The organism is Streptomyces zingiberis (assembly GCF_012034935.1).
Lineage (GTDB): Bacteria > Actinomycetota > Actinomycetes > Streptomycetales > Streptomycetaceae > Streptomyces > Streptomyces zingiberis.
The window spans coordinates 35,929-50,965 of record NZ_JAATEN010000023.1 but is presented as its reverse complement, the minus strand read 5'-3'; the positions used below and the strand labels follow the sequence as shown (position 1 = coordinate 50,965).

Sequence of the window (15,037 nt, the reverse complement as noted above, 5' to 3'; positions counted from 1 at the left end):
CGAACCCGCCGGTGGCCGGCCCTTCAACGATCCGGCCACCGGCAGAAGCGAGCACCCTTCGTGACGTCCCCCTCCACCGACGCATATGTCTGCCTCGACACCCACCCCACCCACACCAGCGCCGTCACCGCCACGATCACCGGCCCTCAACGAGGGCAGGCCCGCGCTGCGCTGACCGCCCACGGCTTCGAAATCCTCGACGAAGACACCCTGGTCATGGCCCGCATCGACCACGAAGAGCCCCACTGGGCCGAGAAGGCCGCACAGGCGCTGGCCGTAGACGGCCTCATCACCGAGATCACCCCCCGGCTCCGCGAAGCGATCGAGGAGGAATGGACCTGGGCCAACTACCCGATGCCCTGGTGCACCCGGGCGGAGATCCGGGAGGTCTCCAACGAAGCTCAGAAGATCTACGACGACATCCGTCACGGCCGGCTCATCATCCACGCCCACGCCGACGACAGCGGCACCACCGTCGCCGTCGCCACGTACCGCGACAGCGGCAAGAGCGTCTACCTCCACGGCGAGAACCACCTGCGGCAGATCGCTGACACCTTCGACTCACCCGCCCAGGCCCTCACAGCCTTCGAACGCCTCCACGGCGACACCATGCGCCCTGGCCCTGCGCCCATGACCGACACCGAGCGCGCCGCCGCCGAAGCCCGCACCTCGCTCGACATACCCGCCACAGAAGCCGAACCACCCGCCCCGGAACCGGAGATCGTGCCCGCCTACGCCGCCGATGCCGGCGACCACGACGCCCTCCTCGACCAGTTCCTCGCGGCACACGGCGACTGGGAGAAATGGCGCACCTTCTCCGACGACACCACCCACGCGATCCACGAATCCCAGACCCTGCGCATCGAGCGCGTCCACGAAGCCCACCCCCGCGAGACCGCCTGGACCGTGGCGGCCTACGAGACGCCCGTCTCCGACCGGATGTGGCACCTCACCGCGACCGGCACCACCCCCGCCCCTGTGCTCCAGACCCTGCTGCACCACCTCGCCGAAGGCGACGGATGGGACACCGCCATCGGGAGCCCCGTCAACGAGAAGACCGTCACCGCCGCCACCAAGCCCCTCACCGACGCCGGATGGAAGCACACCATCGACGGACGCTGGATCCACTGGACAACCCCGTCCGGGGACGCTGGCATCCAGTTCGACGCCTTCGCCGCCCAGACGCCGAACAGCACGCTCGTCACCTGGACCCTCTGGGCCGGCCCCAGCATCGACCGCCCAACCTGGAACGTCACGGCATCCCCCTATACCCCCAGCTCGCTGCTGGCCGACCTCGCCGAGACCCTCGCCCACGGCACCGGACCCCGGACGCACAGCCCCGTGAAGGTGAGGCACACCATGCACCCCATCACCACTCCCACAGCACCGCCTCCGAGTGCAGCCACGGGACAGGCCAGCCGATCCCGCTGACAGAGTTTGTGCTCGGCGTGCCCATCACTGCACGTGCCACGGCCAGGTGGCTTATCTCGCGGCACGGACGCAACCCTGGTTCGGCGAGAACTGACTTGCGTACCACTGAGACGAATACCTATCTTTCTTGGATCTTTTGGACTCTAGCTGTTTCGGACGGTTGCGTGGAACTGTTCCATGCTGTTCTCTGAAGCGGTATGGGACGAGAAGAGTCGTTCAAACCTGAAGTTCTTCGGCAGTTGCGGGAACTAGGGGGAGTGAGCCGTCGCGCGCTCGCTGACGCGGTAGGCGTCACTCAGCGGACCGTCGCCTACTGGGAGAGTGGTCAGCGCAAACCGGAAGCCCGCCAACTGCACGCTCTGATGAGCTTCTTCAAGGTCGATGTTCACTACCTCACGAACCGCCCCAGGGGGAGTGCGACTCTCCGCGATCTTCGACGAGAAGCCGGGTTCAGCAGTGCTGACCACGCGGCGCAGGCCGTATCCGGCAGGAAAGTCATGCGCGGCATCAGCTTCGACAGCGCCAAGCTGCTCCGCCTTGAACGCGGCCTGCCCGTACGCGGTACAGCCTGCTCCACCCCCGAGCACGCCGGCCGCCTGGCCAAGGCCCTCGCCTTGGTTTACAAGCTCCCCGAGCACGTGGTCGTTGATGCATGGCGCAGAACCCGGCCTGACGAGCCCGCCCCGGTACTGCCGAGGCCGGGACCCCGCACGGAACTCTCCACCCACACGGAAACGTGGAACAGTCTCAATGACCGCCAGCGGATCTACCTGGAAGCCTGCTTCCTCCAAGACATGGAAGAACAGCGGGCAGAGCGTGAGCGCTACGCGCACACCGGCCAGCGCCGCCCCGCCGCCGAGTGGCGGAAGATGACGCTCGCCCTCTACGCCCCGCCGGAGATCACTGGCTACAGCCGTCTTCAGGAACGCCTCCGCGACCGCGGCGTCCATGACCCCGGCACTGGCCCCTCCATCGCCGCACTGAATCGGCGCGGCCTGATCACTGTTCACCACGACACCGTCACGATTCCCGGAGCCGGGCTGATCAAGCGGACCCGGGTCGAGATGACCAAGCGGGGTAGGGCAGTTGCCCGCGCCGGCCTCGGCGTTTCCCGTAGCCAGAGCACTCCCGCCCCCATGATGTCGGTGTGGTTGTGGCGCACATTGGTGCGCGTTGCCTATGCCAGTCAGGACGGCGGCGATTACGACCTGGTCGGCCGGGCTCGCCTCCACTTGACGGTCAAAACCGGTCCCGGCCAGGAAGCACCCTCTCGGGGCTACCTCGAACACAGACTCCCCGACGGAGCAACCTGGGGGCGGCACGCCTGGTATCCCTCAGCCTCCGGCTGGAGACACATCGCCGACTACCTCTCCCAGTACCGCGAGCTGTATCCGACGGTCCCCACCGACGGCCTTGAAGACCTCATCCCGCCGCAGTACCGGACCCCGACTGTCAGTGGTGGCTCGTAGGCTGCCCGCATGTCCGAGCACGGCGAAGCACACACTGACCAATGGCAGTTCGACGAGACAGTCCTGCGGGCCGCCAGCGCGTTTGTACTGTGCGAGGAGGCCCGCTACAACGACGGTCTCTCCTCCGGGCAGCGCGTCGAGAAGCTAATGGAGGCCCAGGGAGTGATCATGGCGACGGTCGGCCCCGGGCACCGCGTCACCTTCCGGGACCTTCTCGATCGTCTTTCCGGGGACCAGGCCGGAAGCCTCGTCGGCATCTTCCCCGAAGAGGCACTCACGGGCCCCCTGCGCAACCTCCGCTTCCTCGACAGTGTGGGCGTGTCCACCCAGGAGGGATGCGACCTGCTATGGGAAGCCGCGGAGATCTTCAAGATCGCCGACAAGAAGCAGAGACGCGGGGAGAGGTTTACTCACTTCGAGCTCGAGAGTGAGTTCGGCCAGGAGCAGGTATTCAAAGCCATTAAGGGCGGCCTCTACGAGCGGCACCGCCGGAACATCATCGAATACCCTGTCTGCGACAAGGAACAGCTGGAGGAACTCGGATTCCCTCCTGCCGTGGCTCAGGTCTTCTATCAGGACATCCCCTCTTACTGCCTCTACAAGCGGCAGTGGTGGTTCGGATGTCCCGCGTGCGCCTATCCCATGCAGGTGATTCCGCACGACGACGGCAGGACCTACGCCGTCAGATGCCTCTACCCGTGGCACCAGGACACCGGAGCCCGCTTCACCTTCACTGCCACCCGCGACCAGGCCCCGGTCCTCCATGCCGAGGACCGCATCTACATCCCCAGCAAGGCCGAGATGCCGCTCTATACGGGAGCATCACGTGAAACCCCAAGGGCCCGGCCTGCTGAGGGATACCGTGCGCTGGTGCGACGTGTCTGGCGCAGCACCTGCATCCCCGGACTCCCGGAACTCAGGCTTGCCGACGTCCTGAAGGAAGCCGCTGCCGGGACACGGTTGACGGTCCAGGTCTGGCCCGACAACGACCGCGTCGACATCGAGGTCAAAGACGGTGACACGGTCGTCTTCTCCATCGACGTCAAGGACTACACCTGGCCCGGAACCCTGGCCAAGAAGCTCATCGAGGACCGCGGGGACAAGGGCGGAGCCACCTGGCTCGTAGTGCCCGACCACCGCCGCCAGCAGGTCGGCTACCTCACATCCGTCATCCACCGTGAACGCATTGGTATGACGGCCATGGCCGCGTCCGACTTCCTGGCCCTGTTCACCGACCGCCTGAAGGAGTACATGTGAGCAGCGGACGCTCCCCCGAACAGGACGCCCTCCTCGCCGCGTTCGCCCTGGCAAGCCACCTCTTCCCGGCAACCAGCGACGACGGCACTCCCATCGCGTCCTTCCGGCACGTGGCCCTGCTCGCCGAACGCAAACCCTGGTCGTTGAAACAATGGGACCAGCTCACCACAGACGAATACCGCGTCTTCGCGCGTGTCGTCAGAAAGCTGCCCTCTTCCTACACGTCGGCCGACGCTGTCCGCGTTGCGTTCCGGGCCATGCTCGGCGACGACAGCGAACATTCCGTGGACCTGACCGACGGACTGTTTGCGCTGCCCTCCGACGGCACTACCGGGCATGTGCTCTGCTACCTGCCCGAGCCGCCACTGGACTACGCCGGCAGCATCATTCGCGGCTACTACACCATGGGCAAACGCCCGCGCGCGCTGGAATTCGCCGGCCCCGGCCACTACACGACCCGCGTCGCCTACCTCGGCAAGGATCTCGGCCGGGCCGCTGTCGGCCTCACCTTCCCCTCAGCCCCGGACTTCGACGAGGCCCCCGGTCACGACGCCCTTCCCCACATCGTCACCGTCCCTGAGACACCCGAGCTCTCGTTCAGCAAGAAAGAGATCCTGGAGGTCGCCGAACTCCTCAGCCGTCCCGAACGCAGGGCCGGGACCAAGTACATCCGCCGGACCGTGAAGAAGTTCCTGAAGAAGCTCCGTTGCCCCAGCGGCAAGGTCAAGGCCCTTGAGCTGATGAACGGAAGCTTCCAGATCCTCAACGCGCCCACCGGCAGTGGGAAGACGGTCCTGGTGCGGGTGCTGGCCGCGCTGATGGCCAAGCGGGACCTGCGTCTGGGGATTGTCGTCCCGGACGTCAAGGCCACCTTGAAGATGAAGCGGGACATCGGCAGCGATCTCGACTGGCTGTACCAGTTGGAGGAACTCCCTGAGCCCAAGACCTGCGCTGCGCTGATGTCCCCGGCCAAGCGGCACGAACGTGCCTTGGAGTACGGGGCGCTCATGAAGGACACGCCCATCGAGCAGTGGGACGGTAAGAACCTGGAAGATCTCGCCGAAGTGGGCTACGCGTGCGCCCAGAAGGCGTACATGACGGTCCAGGACCCGTTCCCGGCCGGCGAGGAGAACTGCCTGACGCTGAGCAAGCCCGGAGAAAGTGGCACCTACGCCTGTCCGTTCATCCCGGTGTGCGACAAGTTCCGGCCCCTCTACGAGGCGACCCGTGCCAGCGTCATCATCACCAACCACATGAACTTCGTGGAAGGAACTCTGCGAACCGGAGTCGTCTTCGACGGCGACTCCTTCCAGAACAAGCCCCGAGGGACCCGTGGAGCGTCCGTGTTCGAAGCAATGGCACGCATGTGTCATTTGCTCGTCGTGGACGAGGTGGACGCCCTCCAGCTGAGTGCCATCAAGGGATGCGCCAAGGAAGCGGTCCTCGCGTCTCTGATGAAGAAGTCGCTGCTGGACATCGTCGATGACGACAGGCGCAATCTCCCCCCGCACCTGCGCGAACTGCTCACGAACCCCCTCAGCCACGCCCGCTTGACCGCCGAGAACCTGCTTCTGTGGCTGGCGAACAAACAATTGATCCTCAACCCGCCCGCGCTCACCAAAGCCCGGGACGACAAGGACGACGCCTACCGCGACAACAAGGGGTGGCGGACCGCGACGTCCCGGGACCGGGAGATCATCAACTACCTGTTCCCCGACGATCACGACGTCGACGAGCCGATCCCCGATGAGCTGTTCAGCCTGCTCAACCAGCTCATGCCCGGCAAAGACTCTGGCGAAGACGAGCCCGTCGAGCTGCTGCCGATGCCGGAGGGAGCCGATTGGGAGCGTCTTACCGACCAGCTCTACGACCTTGTCTCCCCACGCGGCCGGCACAACCTGCTTCCTGTAAAGCAGGCCATCCACGAGTCCATTGAGGAGACGGTCACCGAGGACACCGTACGTGCCCGTCTCGTCAACCTCATCACCGTGCGCGCCATCCTGCTGGAACTGGGACAGGCACTTTCTCTCCTGCGTGAACAGGCGCAGAAGGTCCAGGACCACGACAGCGCCGCAGCCCGGGACATCCTCGCCATGACCTACCGGAGCACGGTCTCCAAGCTGTACCCGACCGGCATGCTGGGCCGCGACATCCACGGATACCAGGTGACCGGAATCGGTGACGACAGCAAGCCGACAGCCGAACTCCGCGAGAGCGCCACCATCGGTGACCCTCACACGTTCATCGGCGAACTCGGCCGTCTGACCTCGTTGATGGCGGCCGGGGTACGACGTCCCGTCCTTGGCCTGTCGGCCACTGCGTTCTTCCCCCACGCCTCCGGAGAGCACGTCCACGCTCCGGTGGCCTGGTGGATGCCCGACGTCAAGGAGTCCATCAGGGCCAACAGACTGCCCGTCACCAACAGCGACGTGCCAGGCGGAGAGGGAATTCAGATCGCCGGCCTCTACGACGAGCACAAGCTCTCGGCATTGCGGGAGATGGGCCAGGCGATCTACGAACAACAGCTTCGGGGGCGTCTGGACTGGCTTGCCCGCAACGACCCCGACCGAGCCCGCTGCATCCTCCAGGTCAACGGCTACAAGCAAGGGCTCTACCTCGCCATCGGCATGGCGCAGGCGGAGGGGATGACACATCGCGTATGCGTGCTGCTGCGCCGTGAAGATCTCGCGGAGTACAGAAACATCCTCCCCAAGGGGGTGCGCGCGATCGTTGCCGAGGAACTGGAGGACTTCCACGAGTTCGGTGACATCCTCATTGCCCCCATGGCCCGGATCGCCCGCGGCCTGAACATCGTGGTCGAGACCCGCTCGGCCATCAGCGACGTCTACCTGTGCGTCCGGCCAGTCCTCAGCATCGAGGACCCAGCATGGATGCATGGCAGCGTCAACGCATGCGGCCAACGTGCCGCGCGCTCCTTCAGCGGGGACGACCCGTACGAGGCGATCGAGCACGCCCGCACCGCATCCCGCGAGCACCTGGTCAAAATCCTGCGCTCTCCCACGCGGTTCTCCAGCATGCATCAAGACCTTCAGATGGAGTTGATCAGCTCCATGCTCGTGGAGCTGATCCAACTTGCCGGACGGGCACGACGCGGCGACACCGACATGGATCTATTCGTAGTCGATCAGGCCGCCTTGGGCACCAAATACACGACGGGCCTCGCAGAGGTCATCCGGCTCATCTACGATGCTTGGTCACCGGAGGAACGCGAGATGATGAACCGTTTGTACGGTCGAGCCATCATCGAATTCCTGCGCTACGCCGAGGTCTCGCACTCGTTCTCCTGACCCCGGCCGGTCTAATCGAAGAGAGGTTCCGGCAGCCGCATGGCCAAGCTCACCACCATCTACACCTCTTCTCTCCTCCTGAACGACGCTGTGCTGGCCGGCCAGTACGCGTACGTGTGGTCCTTCCACGACTGGAGCGACTTCGGCGGAGAAGGAAGAAAAGACAAGCCGGAGATTCTCGTCGAGTGGCACAAGTATGTTGCGTGGGCTGGGGAGAGCCGGAAGAACAAGAATCTCCCCGAGGGTGTGGACGCGGCGATGCTGTGGCCGCTCAGCATTGCCACCACCGCCCTGCAAGCCCTCGCCGAGGGCTACGTCTACCTCGACAAGCACTTCCGCTACATGATCTCCCTCAAGGAGATCGACCCCGGCAAGCTCGCCAAGCTGTTTACCTACCTCGAAGCCGCGGTCAAGGGCACGTCGCTCGACAGCGCCTCCGACACCGGGAAGTCCACACTGCCGGGCCTCGTCCGTGCCACCACGCCGGCGAAGCTCTCCCTGGCCGATGTCATCCTCAACCGCGGCAGCCTGGCCCCCAACCCGCCTGACTGGGCCTACCAGGCCGTGCGCTGGTGCATGGCCGACAAGTTCGCCGGGACTCACTTCACCGAGTACGCCATGAAGCCGGTAATCCCGAAGAACGAGGAGTCCGAACAGGCAGAGGACGAGAAGGAATCAGGGGAGACGGCCAAGCCCCGGCAAGCGGGATGGGCAAAGGACACCGAAACCGCCGTCACGCTCGCCTACCGACCACTCAGCGACGGCAGCGTCATCGCCTGGGACCACCCCTTCGGACCTGCCTTCGCACACATCGGACACCCCCCAAGCGCCGAAGCGACACAACAGATCGCTGACAACTGGTCCGAACTCCCCGATGACTGGAGTTCCCGGGACTACGCGCTCTCCCGCGTTGACACCAAGATGGCCACCTTCACCGGCTACGCCAACCCCGTCATCCACTTCCACGGCAGCAACCGGCGCATCAGCAACGCCGTCATCTACGCCAAGACCGCCATGGTTGACTGCGGCGGCGACAAGCCGGTCCTCTCCCTCAAGCTGGACGGCCCCGGAGGCTTGAAGTCCGCCAACCGATACGGACTGGAGATCGCCGCCCGTCTGGACGTCGACCACACGGGCCTGCTCGCTGTCCAGACCCGGGCCAATACGGAGATCGACAAACGCAACAAGGACGAATCACTCACCATGGAGGCGCCCGGCAAGGTCCGGCCCCTGCATGCCACCATGCCCAAGAGCAACGGTGTCGGCACCGGCACCGGCACCCATCACCACCGTCTGATCATGGAGCACCTCCACGCCTCCTTCGCCCCGGAACTGACCGGGAGCGGCGAAAGTGACAGCGAAAGCGGCGCGGTACCCGTGATGACCCTGGTCAGTGACAGCAAAGGCTTCGGCAAGCGGTACTTCCAGGACACATCCCACCTGCAGTGGGCGCAGGGGAAGGCAAGCGACGACGAGAGCAGCAAGAAGGCGGCTGCCCGTTTCCAGGACAAGGTCGGCCTCCCCTCCCCAGAATCCATTCAGCGCTCCATCGAAAATCAGGGTGAGAGCGAGCTGGTGTATCTCGGCCTGTGGTACCGGTACCCCACGCGTCGGCGCATGGTGCAGGCCCTCGCCTGCGCCTATGGCATCGATCCGGAGACGATCAAACCCTCACTCAGCGAGGTCGAACTCCGCCCCGGTATCCGCCTGGTGCTTCACAAGGCAGAAGAACTCCTTCAGCACGGCACAGGACGCGCTGGCATCCGCCGCGCTGAAGTCAACGCGATCATCAACCGCTACAAGGAGCCGGGGACCCGCCTGGTTGTCTGGTGCGAAACCGAGATGCCCCGCGCCGACCAGGACGGTGCAAACACGCCGGCCAACGGCAGCCGCATGCGGAAGAGGGCTGAGGAGAGCGAGAGGAACGAGAAGGACGCCAAGCATGCGGTGCGTGGTCTCTTCGCTGAAGCACGCGTGCCCAGCCAATTCACCATCGGCGCCAGGCTCCAGTACCGCAAGGGAACGGCCGAACGCGTCCTGACCGAGATTCAGCCCCAGAAGAAGGAGTACCACAAGGACCACGCCGCGTTCGCCGCTGTCCTTGACATGCACCGCAGCCTCGGCGTTGTCGACGACCGGTACGAGGCCATCCTGCACCCCGAGAAGAACCCGCTGCCCCGCATCGCCTACTGCGGCCTGCACTGCCGGATGCAGACCAAGAGCAACAGCTACCGGGGCGAGCCCCTCTGGATCACCACTGCTGCTGTGCTCATCCCACCCAGCAAGCCCGGCGGTGTGTGGTCCATGCTCGGCTGGAGCAACATCACCAACACCTGGGCCCCGTATTACGACGCGAACACCGCCTTCCACGCCAAGAACTATCCCCTGCACAACGAAAGAGACGCGAGCAAGACGCGAATGGACCGGTGGTGCGAGGTCGGCAGCGACGCGGCCCGTGCGCTGGTTCAGCTCCAGCAGAGGCCCGAAATGGCCGGTCTCGATCTCGCAGTCATGCTCGATGGCCATGCGTGGCGTCGCATTTACCCTGGCTTCCACAACAGGAGCTTCGGCCTGACCCGCGACAGTCTGCCCGAGGATGACAGGCGTCTATGGACTCCGCACCAGGACATTGCGGACGAGCGTCTGCACCCGATCAGCTACATCCGCGTCAACACCATGCAGGACGAACTTCCCCGCTTCGTCTACGCCGAGAAAGAGGGCATGACCAAGAGCCGGCTGGCCAAGGGACTGGACCCCTTCATCAAGGTCAGCCAGTATCTCGCCTGGCCCGGCCACCGGCCCGAGGGACACCCCTGGTTCCTCTTCAGCGAATCCCGTACCCACAACCGCAGCCGCCTCGGGGACGACCGCACCCGCTGGCGCGCCAGCGACGAGAGGGACACGCGGGGTGAGAGTGAACTCAACGGCAACTGGCACTCCATCACCACCCGGGAGATCAATCCCATGTTCACCAACCCGCGCTACTCCCGGGAAGACCTCGCCCGAGCCACCGCCTGTCTCTCCCACCAGGCCATGGCCTGGTCCGAGCGCACCCGCTACCCCGCCCCCCTGCACGCCGCACTCCAGATGGACCTCGACCACCCCCAGTACAGGCGATCCGCCCCAAGTAACAGGGACGCCGACCAGGAACAGAAGGACATCATCGACTCAGCCACCGGAGCCCGCTGAATACCGGCACGCACGAGCGTTCCGCATTCAGAGCCCCCGAACGCGATCAACTCCGACCAGCCACGCAAGGTTGACACGAGAGAAAGACAGCCGGTGCCACAGTGACTGGCGTGATTCCCGCACACGTGAACGACGCTCCGCCCCCCGTCTACGCCGACAGCCTGGACATACCTGTGCTGTTCCGCGACGGCCCGGCACGGCGCCCCTATCCCCAGTGGCGCACCGCCCCGCACGCACCCTGGGACACAGCAGCTGCCTTCCCGGCCGGCGACGGGTGGTATGCCCCCACCACCACGTGGCGGGAGATCATCAAAGCGGCGACCGAGGTGGGCCGCGACGTCACGCCGAACCTGCAGCAGGTTCCGCAGCTCGCGCGGGGTGAACTCGTCGCCCGGGTCTCCCCGCTGTATGCATATCTCGGTCTTCACGATGTCACGCCTAAGCACCCCCTCCCGCATAGCGTGGGGCGGCGCCTGACCCTCAACGCGGTCTACGAATACGGCACCGAGCGGACCGCGAAGAACGCCCTCGGCTACCGGCTGGGCATGACCATGGCCGAGTGGGCCTGCCGCTCGCTGATGGGCCTTGGACAGACATGGCACCTGGAAGACGGTGGCCCCCACCCGGCGCTCGCCGACACCTTCAAGGACCCCACCCGGCGCCTGCCGGACCTGTGGGGCCTACACGAGGCGGAGAACGCGTACTGGCTCATCGAGGCGAAAGGCGGCAACGTCGGCAAGACGACCCTCAGGGATGGCTGGAAGCAGCTGAGCGAAGGAAGCAAGATTCTCCACGCCTACGCCCACCGCCGGATCCTGGTCGGTGCAGCGGTACAACCCCAGGGCGACCTCTTCCTCACCATCGACCACGACCAGCACCCCGGCCAACCACCTCTCGATACCGGCGGCATCTGCCCCACGGCGACCATTCCCGGCAGCCCCGAAGACCACCTCGGCGCCAGCGACGACGCCCTCATGGGCACAGCCCGCACACAGATGCTGGTCTACCTCGCCCTGCGCTCCGCGCCACCATCCCAACTACGCACCATCGCTCTGGCCGCCGACCGCACCACCCGCCGCCGTCGGAGAGAGGGCATCACCACCCCCTTGGAAGGAGACGACGCCACACGCGCCCTGCGCGCCGACGCCCGCGGTGCAGCCAGCAACCTGGGCGACGAACAATCCCTCCGTGAGGGGGCACGTCTGATCGGTCTCGACGACTTCCTCACCTGCCGTATCCCCGGCACCGAACTGCACCTGGGCATGTCCCGCCGCCTGTTCGCTGCCTGCGCACGACTGCACCACGAGGACCGGATGATCGCCGAACGCACCCCCGGACTGCGCGCCGAAGATCAACGTTTCGCCGAAGAACCAGCCGACGAGGAAGCCGAAGAGGAGCGCCGCCGCACCCAGCGGCGCATCTTCCGCGAGCAGCAGGAAGAGGCCCGCCCTCAGCTCCGAAGGCTCGTCCGCCAGGCATACGACCAGGGCGCGGACCAAGAGTGGAGCGACCTTCTCCCAGACCAGCAAGAACCTCGACTCGACCTCGATGACCATCCGGGCCTGCTGGAAGCCGCAACCCCGGAGACCTACCTTGCCCTGCGCCGGGACGACCTTCCTTACCGCCGCCGCTGAATGCGGGGCTTCACGAGCGCTGACCGGTCAATGCTGCGCACGGTCCCGCGCCACGGTGCTCACTCCGACGCATGGTCTCAAGTGATCATGGAGATGGGGATCTGCGTCGCGGCGGCTGATTGCTGATGCGTCGCAGGGAAGGCTGAGTGATTCTCAGCGACGGCTGGCAACCGACAGTGCGCCATTCGGGTGACGCGGCGGTGCGTCACCCCGGTGACCAGGGCCCGCCCCCGGTCGATGTGGTCGAATCCGAAGTGGTGGGCCCGGCGGGGTCCCTGCCCCGTGCTCGACCCGACATCGAGCACACCGTGGAGAAGCCAACTCGGCCGGCACCGCTGCATGGTCCTTGTTCCTCGTGGCTCTCAGCCGCGCGCGCCGTGTCGGGACGGCTCCGCGGTATTGAGGGGCTCCGAGTCATGAAGACAACTACCATCGAACGCCGCGCTGAACTGCTGCGCCTGTACACCGGGCTGCCCTGGCAGTCCGCCCGGCGCCGGGTCGAGGCCGCCGCGCCTGATTCCCTGCTGATCCCACAGCCGGACGCCGACCAGCTACTGCTGGAGGCACGGGTGATGGCCGCACTGGCCTGGCGTCGGATCACCACTCTGCACCCGTGGGGCATTGAACACGTCGACCCGCGCCCCGACCGCCTCCTGATCCGATTTGAGGCCGACTCGGTCGAGCGGCGCGACCCGGACGAGACCCAGGCCCTTGACCTGGCCGAGGTGCTGCTGCCACGCGCCGACGAGTACGGAGACATCAAGGGGGTGCCCGGGGCCCGTACCCACGTCGGCGGCGGGCAGGTGGTGCTGCGCATGCTGGACACGTCCGCCTCCGTCACCCTGCTGGGTCTGGACCCTGACGAGTGGCTGCGCGCGGTCGACGTCCAGGACCAGCAGATGGGCACCTACGGCATGACGCCGTGTCACCGCGAACTGCCGGCCCGTTGGCACCCGGCCGAGCGCCCCTACCGGCGGCCGGGCCGCCGGGGCACCGCGGTGTCGGCCTGGCTGACCAGCGGACTGTTGCGCCGGGTCGGCCTGATCCGCACCCTGGGGGTGCCGCTGGCCGTGACCGGCTGGCTCGGCCACCACGAACGCGGCGGTGGCGAACGCTGGATCATCGACCCCACGTTCGCGGAAGGTTCCGGCGCGACCGGCCACCGGCGGCTGATGGCGCTGCTCGCGGCACCCGGCTGGGGCCTGCCCGTCACTCCCTTGGACGACCACTGCAACTGCCATCTGCCGCCCGGTTACAGCGATCAGTGCACCACCATCACCGCCGCCCTGGCCGAGCGGCCCGGAGTGCTGGAGGTTCGCGCCATCCAGCGCCGCGGCGACCGCCTGAAGCGGATCCAGGAGCACCGCCCAGCGATCTACGCGGCCCGGCAGCAGCTCGCCCTCCCCGTGCCCACCTGGGTCTACCGCTGGCTCGAGCGCGGCGGATCTCCTGTTCCGGACCTACCGGTCGGCGCCGTCACCAGCCTTCGCTGAGAATCACTCAACTTTCCTGCGACGCATCAATTGCCTAATCCGTTGCCCTGCGATGTGCGTCCAGCGAAAGGAAAGGAAGGCGCAGATGCCTGGGAACGCACGCTGCTGCAAAGCGGAGCAACATAGCGCGGGATCGCCGGTTAGCCAAACCGGCGATCCCGCGCATCATTGATGGTCCACCGCCACTATCTGCCCGTACTTCGGAAGGCACGACCACCCCAACATCCACAGCGGCCCAGTCCCGCACCCGCTCACGTCACAGACGCACCGGACTGCTACGCCGCCGCATAGCTGGCGCGGAAGAGGTCCACAGCTCGCTCCACGTCCCGCTCGGAGCGCAACTGCACCTCCAGGTCGCCCGTGCCGTGGTGGCCCAGTCCCGTCACGTCCCGGGTGAAGCCGGGCACGAGGTCGACCTCCTTCGGGTCGGCCTTGAGGTAGACGAGGAGCTTGGTCTTCTGGGGCGGGCAGACGCAGGCGAAGTTCCGCAGGCGCTGATACGCCCGGTACTGCTTGCGCTGCACCCGGCTGACGCCGTCCCCGAGGCCGAGCAGCACCTCATCGACCGCCTCGGCCAGCTCCGCCAGCGCCCCGCCCTGCCCGCGGACGGGCGGCAGCCCGGCCGCGCCCCGACGTACCCGCCTCACGGCCGGCGTCCGGCCGGTGACGGAAGCCACGGTCTCAAGGCCGATCAAGTCCTTGCCGAAGAACCGGTAGCGGACAAGGTCGATGCTGCGCCGGTGCTCGCGTACGGCGTGCGCGTCGTAACGGGTGAAGTCGCCGGCGACACAGATCAGCCGGGGTGCGCTCCACAGCACCTGGGACGCGGCCGATACCCCGAGCCGGTCGCGGACCAGGTGCCGGAAGGCGTCCTTGTGAGCCATGAGCCACGACATGTAGTAGAGGCCCTGGTTGATCACCCCGGCATCGGTGCCGCGCTTGTACTCGACGACCACCGGCGCCCCGTTCTCGTCAAGGCCCAAAGAGTCGATCCGTCCGCCGTCGGCACAGTCGATGACGTACTCGCTCGCCAGAAACTGCACCCCCAGCATCGCCTCCATGTGCGCCTCGACGAGACCCTGCACATCCGCCTCGACGTCAGCAAGACGCGGCACGACCTCGGTCACGCTGCTGTCCGTCGCGTGGAACAGCTTCAGGCCCGACACCTTCCCCTCCTCGACTCGAAGATCGAGAACGCCAGGAAGGGGCAAGATTGTTTCCGCGAGACCCTGCGGGCGAGTGAAGATGGTGTGAGA

General features: G+C 66.2%; 8 protein-coding genes. 7 read left to right on the top strand and 1 reads right to left on the bottom strand.

Annotation, left to right across the window (positions count from 1 at the left end):
* Positions 1-60: 60 nt before the first annotated feature.
* From HCK00_RS28555 to HCK00_RS22930, 7 genes are all read left to right on the top strand, one after another.
* Positions 61-1,431, top strand: coding sequence for an SPDY domain-containing protein (locus tag HCK00_RS28555; protein ID WP_168103930.1), 1,371 nt, complete (start codon positions 61-63; stop codon positions 1,429-1,431).
* A 197-nt stretch (positions 1,432-1,628) separates the two neighbouring features.
* Entirely contained in the window at positions 1,629-2,900 is a 1,272-nt protein-coding gene (locus tag HCK00_RS22955) for a helix-turn-helix domain-containing protein (RefSeq protein ID WP_277348291.1), read from the top strand.
* Positions 2,901-2,909: 9 nt separating this feature from the next.
* On the top strand, positions 2,910-4,157 hold the full coding sequence (locus HCK00_RS22950) for a restriction endonuclease-related protein (protein ID WP_168103928.1): 1,248 nt from the start codon (positions 2,910-2,912) through the stop codon (positions 4,155-4,157).
* Positions 4,154-7,465, top strand: coding sequence for a hypothetical protein (locus HCK00_RS22945; protein WP_168103927.1), 3,312 nt, complete (start codon positions 4,154-4,156; stop codon positions 7,463-7,465). The genes HCK00_RS22950 and HCK00_RS22945 overlap by 4 nt, the downstream gene beginning before the upstream one ends.
* A gap of 39 nt (positions 7,466-7,504) precedes the next feature.
* Positions 7,505-10,654 (top strand): RNaseH domain-containing protein, encoded by a 3,150-nt coding sequence (locus tag HCK00_RS22940; RefSeq protein WP_168103926.1) that lies wholly within the window; start codon positions 7,505-7,507, stop codon positions 10,652-10,654.
* A 110-nt stretch (positions 10,655-10,764) separates the two neighbouring features.
* Positions 10,765-12,288 carry a gamma-glutamyltransferase gene (locus HCK00_RS22935; protein ID WP_311765441.1) on the top strand — a complete coding sequence of 508 codons (1,524 nt, stop codon included), beginning with the start codon at positions 10,765-10,767 and terminating at the stop codon, positions 12,286-12,288.
* Positions 12,289-12,704: 416 nt separating this feature from the next.
* Entirely contained in the window at positions 12,705-13,781 is a 1,077-nt protein-coding gene (locus HCK00_RS22930; RefSeq protein ID WP_168103924.1) for a hypothetical protein, read from the top strand.
* A gap of 275 nt (positions 13,782-14,056) precedes the next feature.
* On the opposite strand, the gene HCK00_RS22925 is transcribed toward HCK00_RS22930, so the two are convergent.
* A complete protein-coding gene (locus tag HCK00_RS22925) occupies positions 14,057-14,947 on the bottom strand; it encodes a DUF5655 domain-containing protein (protein WP_168103923.1) in 891 nt (296 codons plus the stop codon).
* Positions 14,948-15,037 lie beyond the last annotated feature (90 nt).

What these genes read in the sequence shown, in the direction of transcription:
- HCK00_RS22940 (WP_168103926.1), top strand. Translation starts at nt 7,505, where the DNA reads ATGGCCAAGCTCACCACCATCTACACCTCTTCTCTCCTCCTGAACGAC.
- HCK00_RS22955 (WP_277348291.1), top strand. Translation starts at nt 1,629, where the DNA reads ATGGGACGAGAAGAGTCGTTCAAACCTGAAGTTCTTCGGCAGTTGCGG.
- HCK00_RS22950 (WP_168103928.1), top strand. Translation starts at nt 2,910, where the DNA reads ATGTCCGAGCACGGCGAAGCACACACTGACCAATGGCAGTTCGACGAG.
- HCK00_RS22930 (WP_168103924.1), top strand. Translation starts at nt 12,705, where the DNA reads ATGAAGACAACTACCATCGAACGCCGCGCTGAACTGCTGCGCCTGTAC.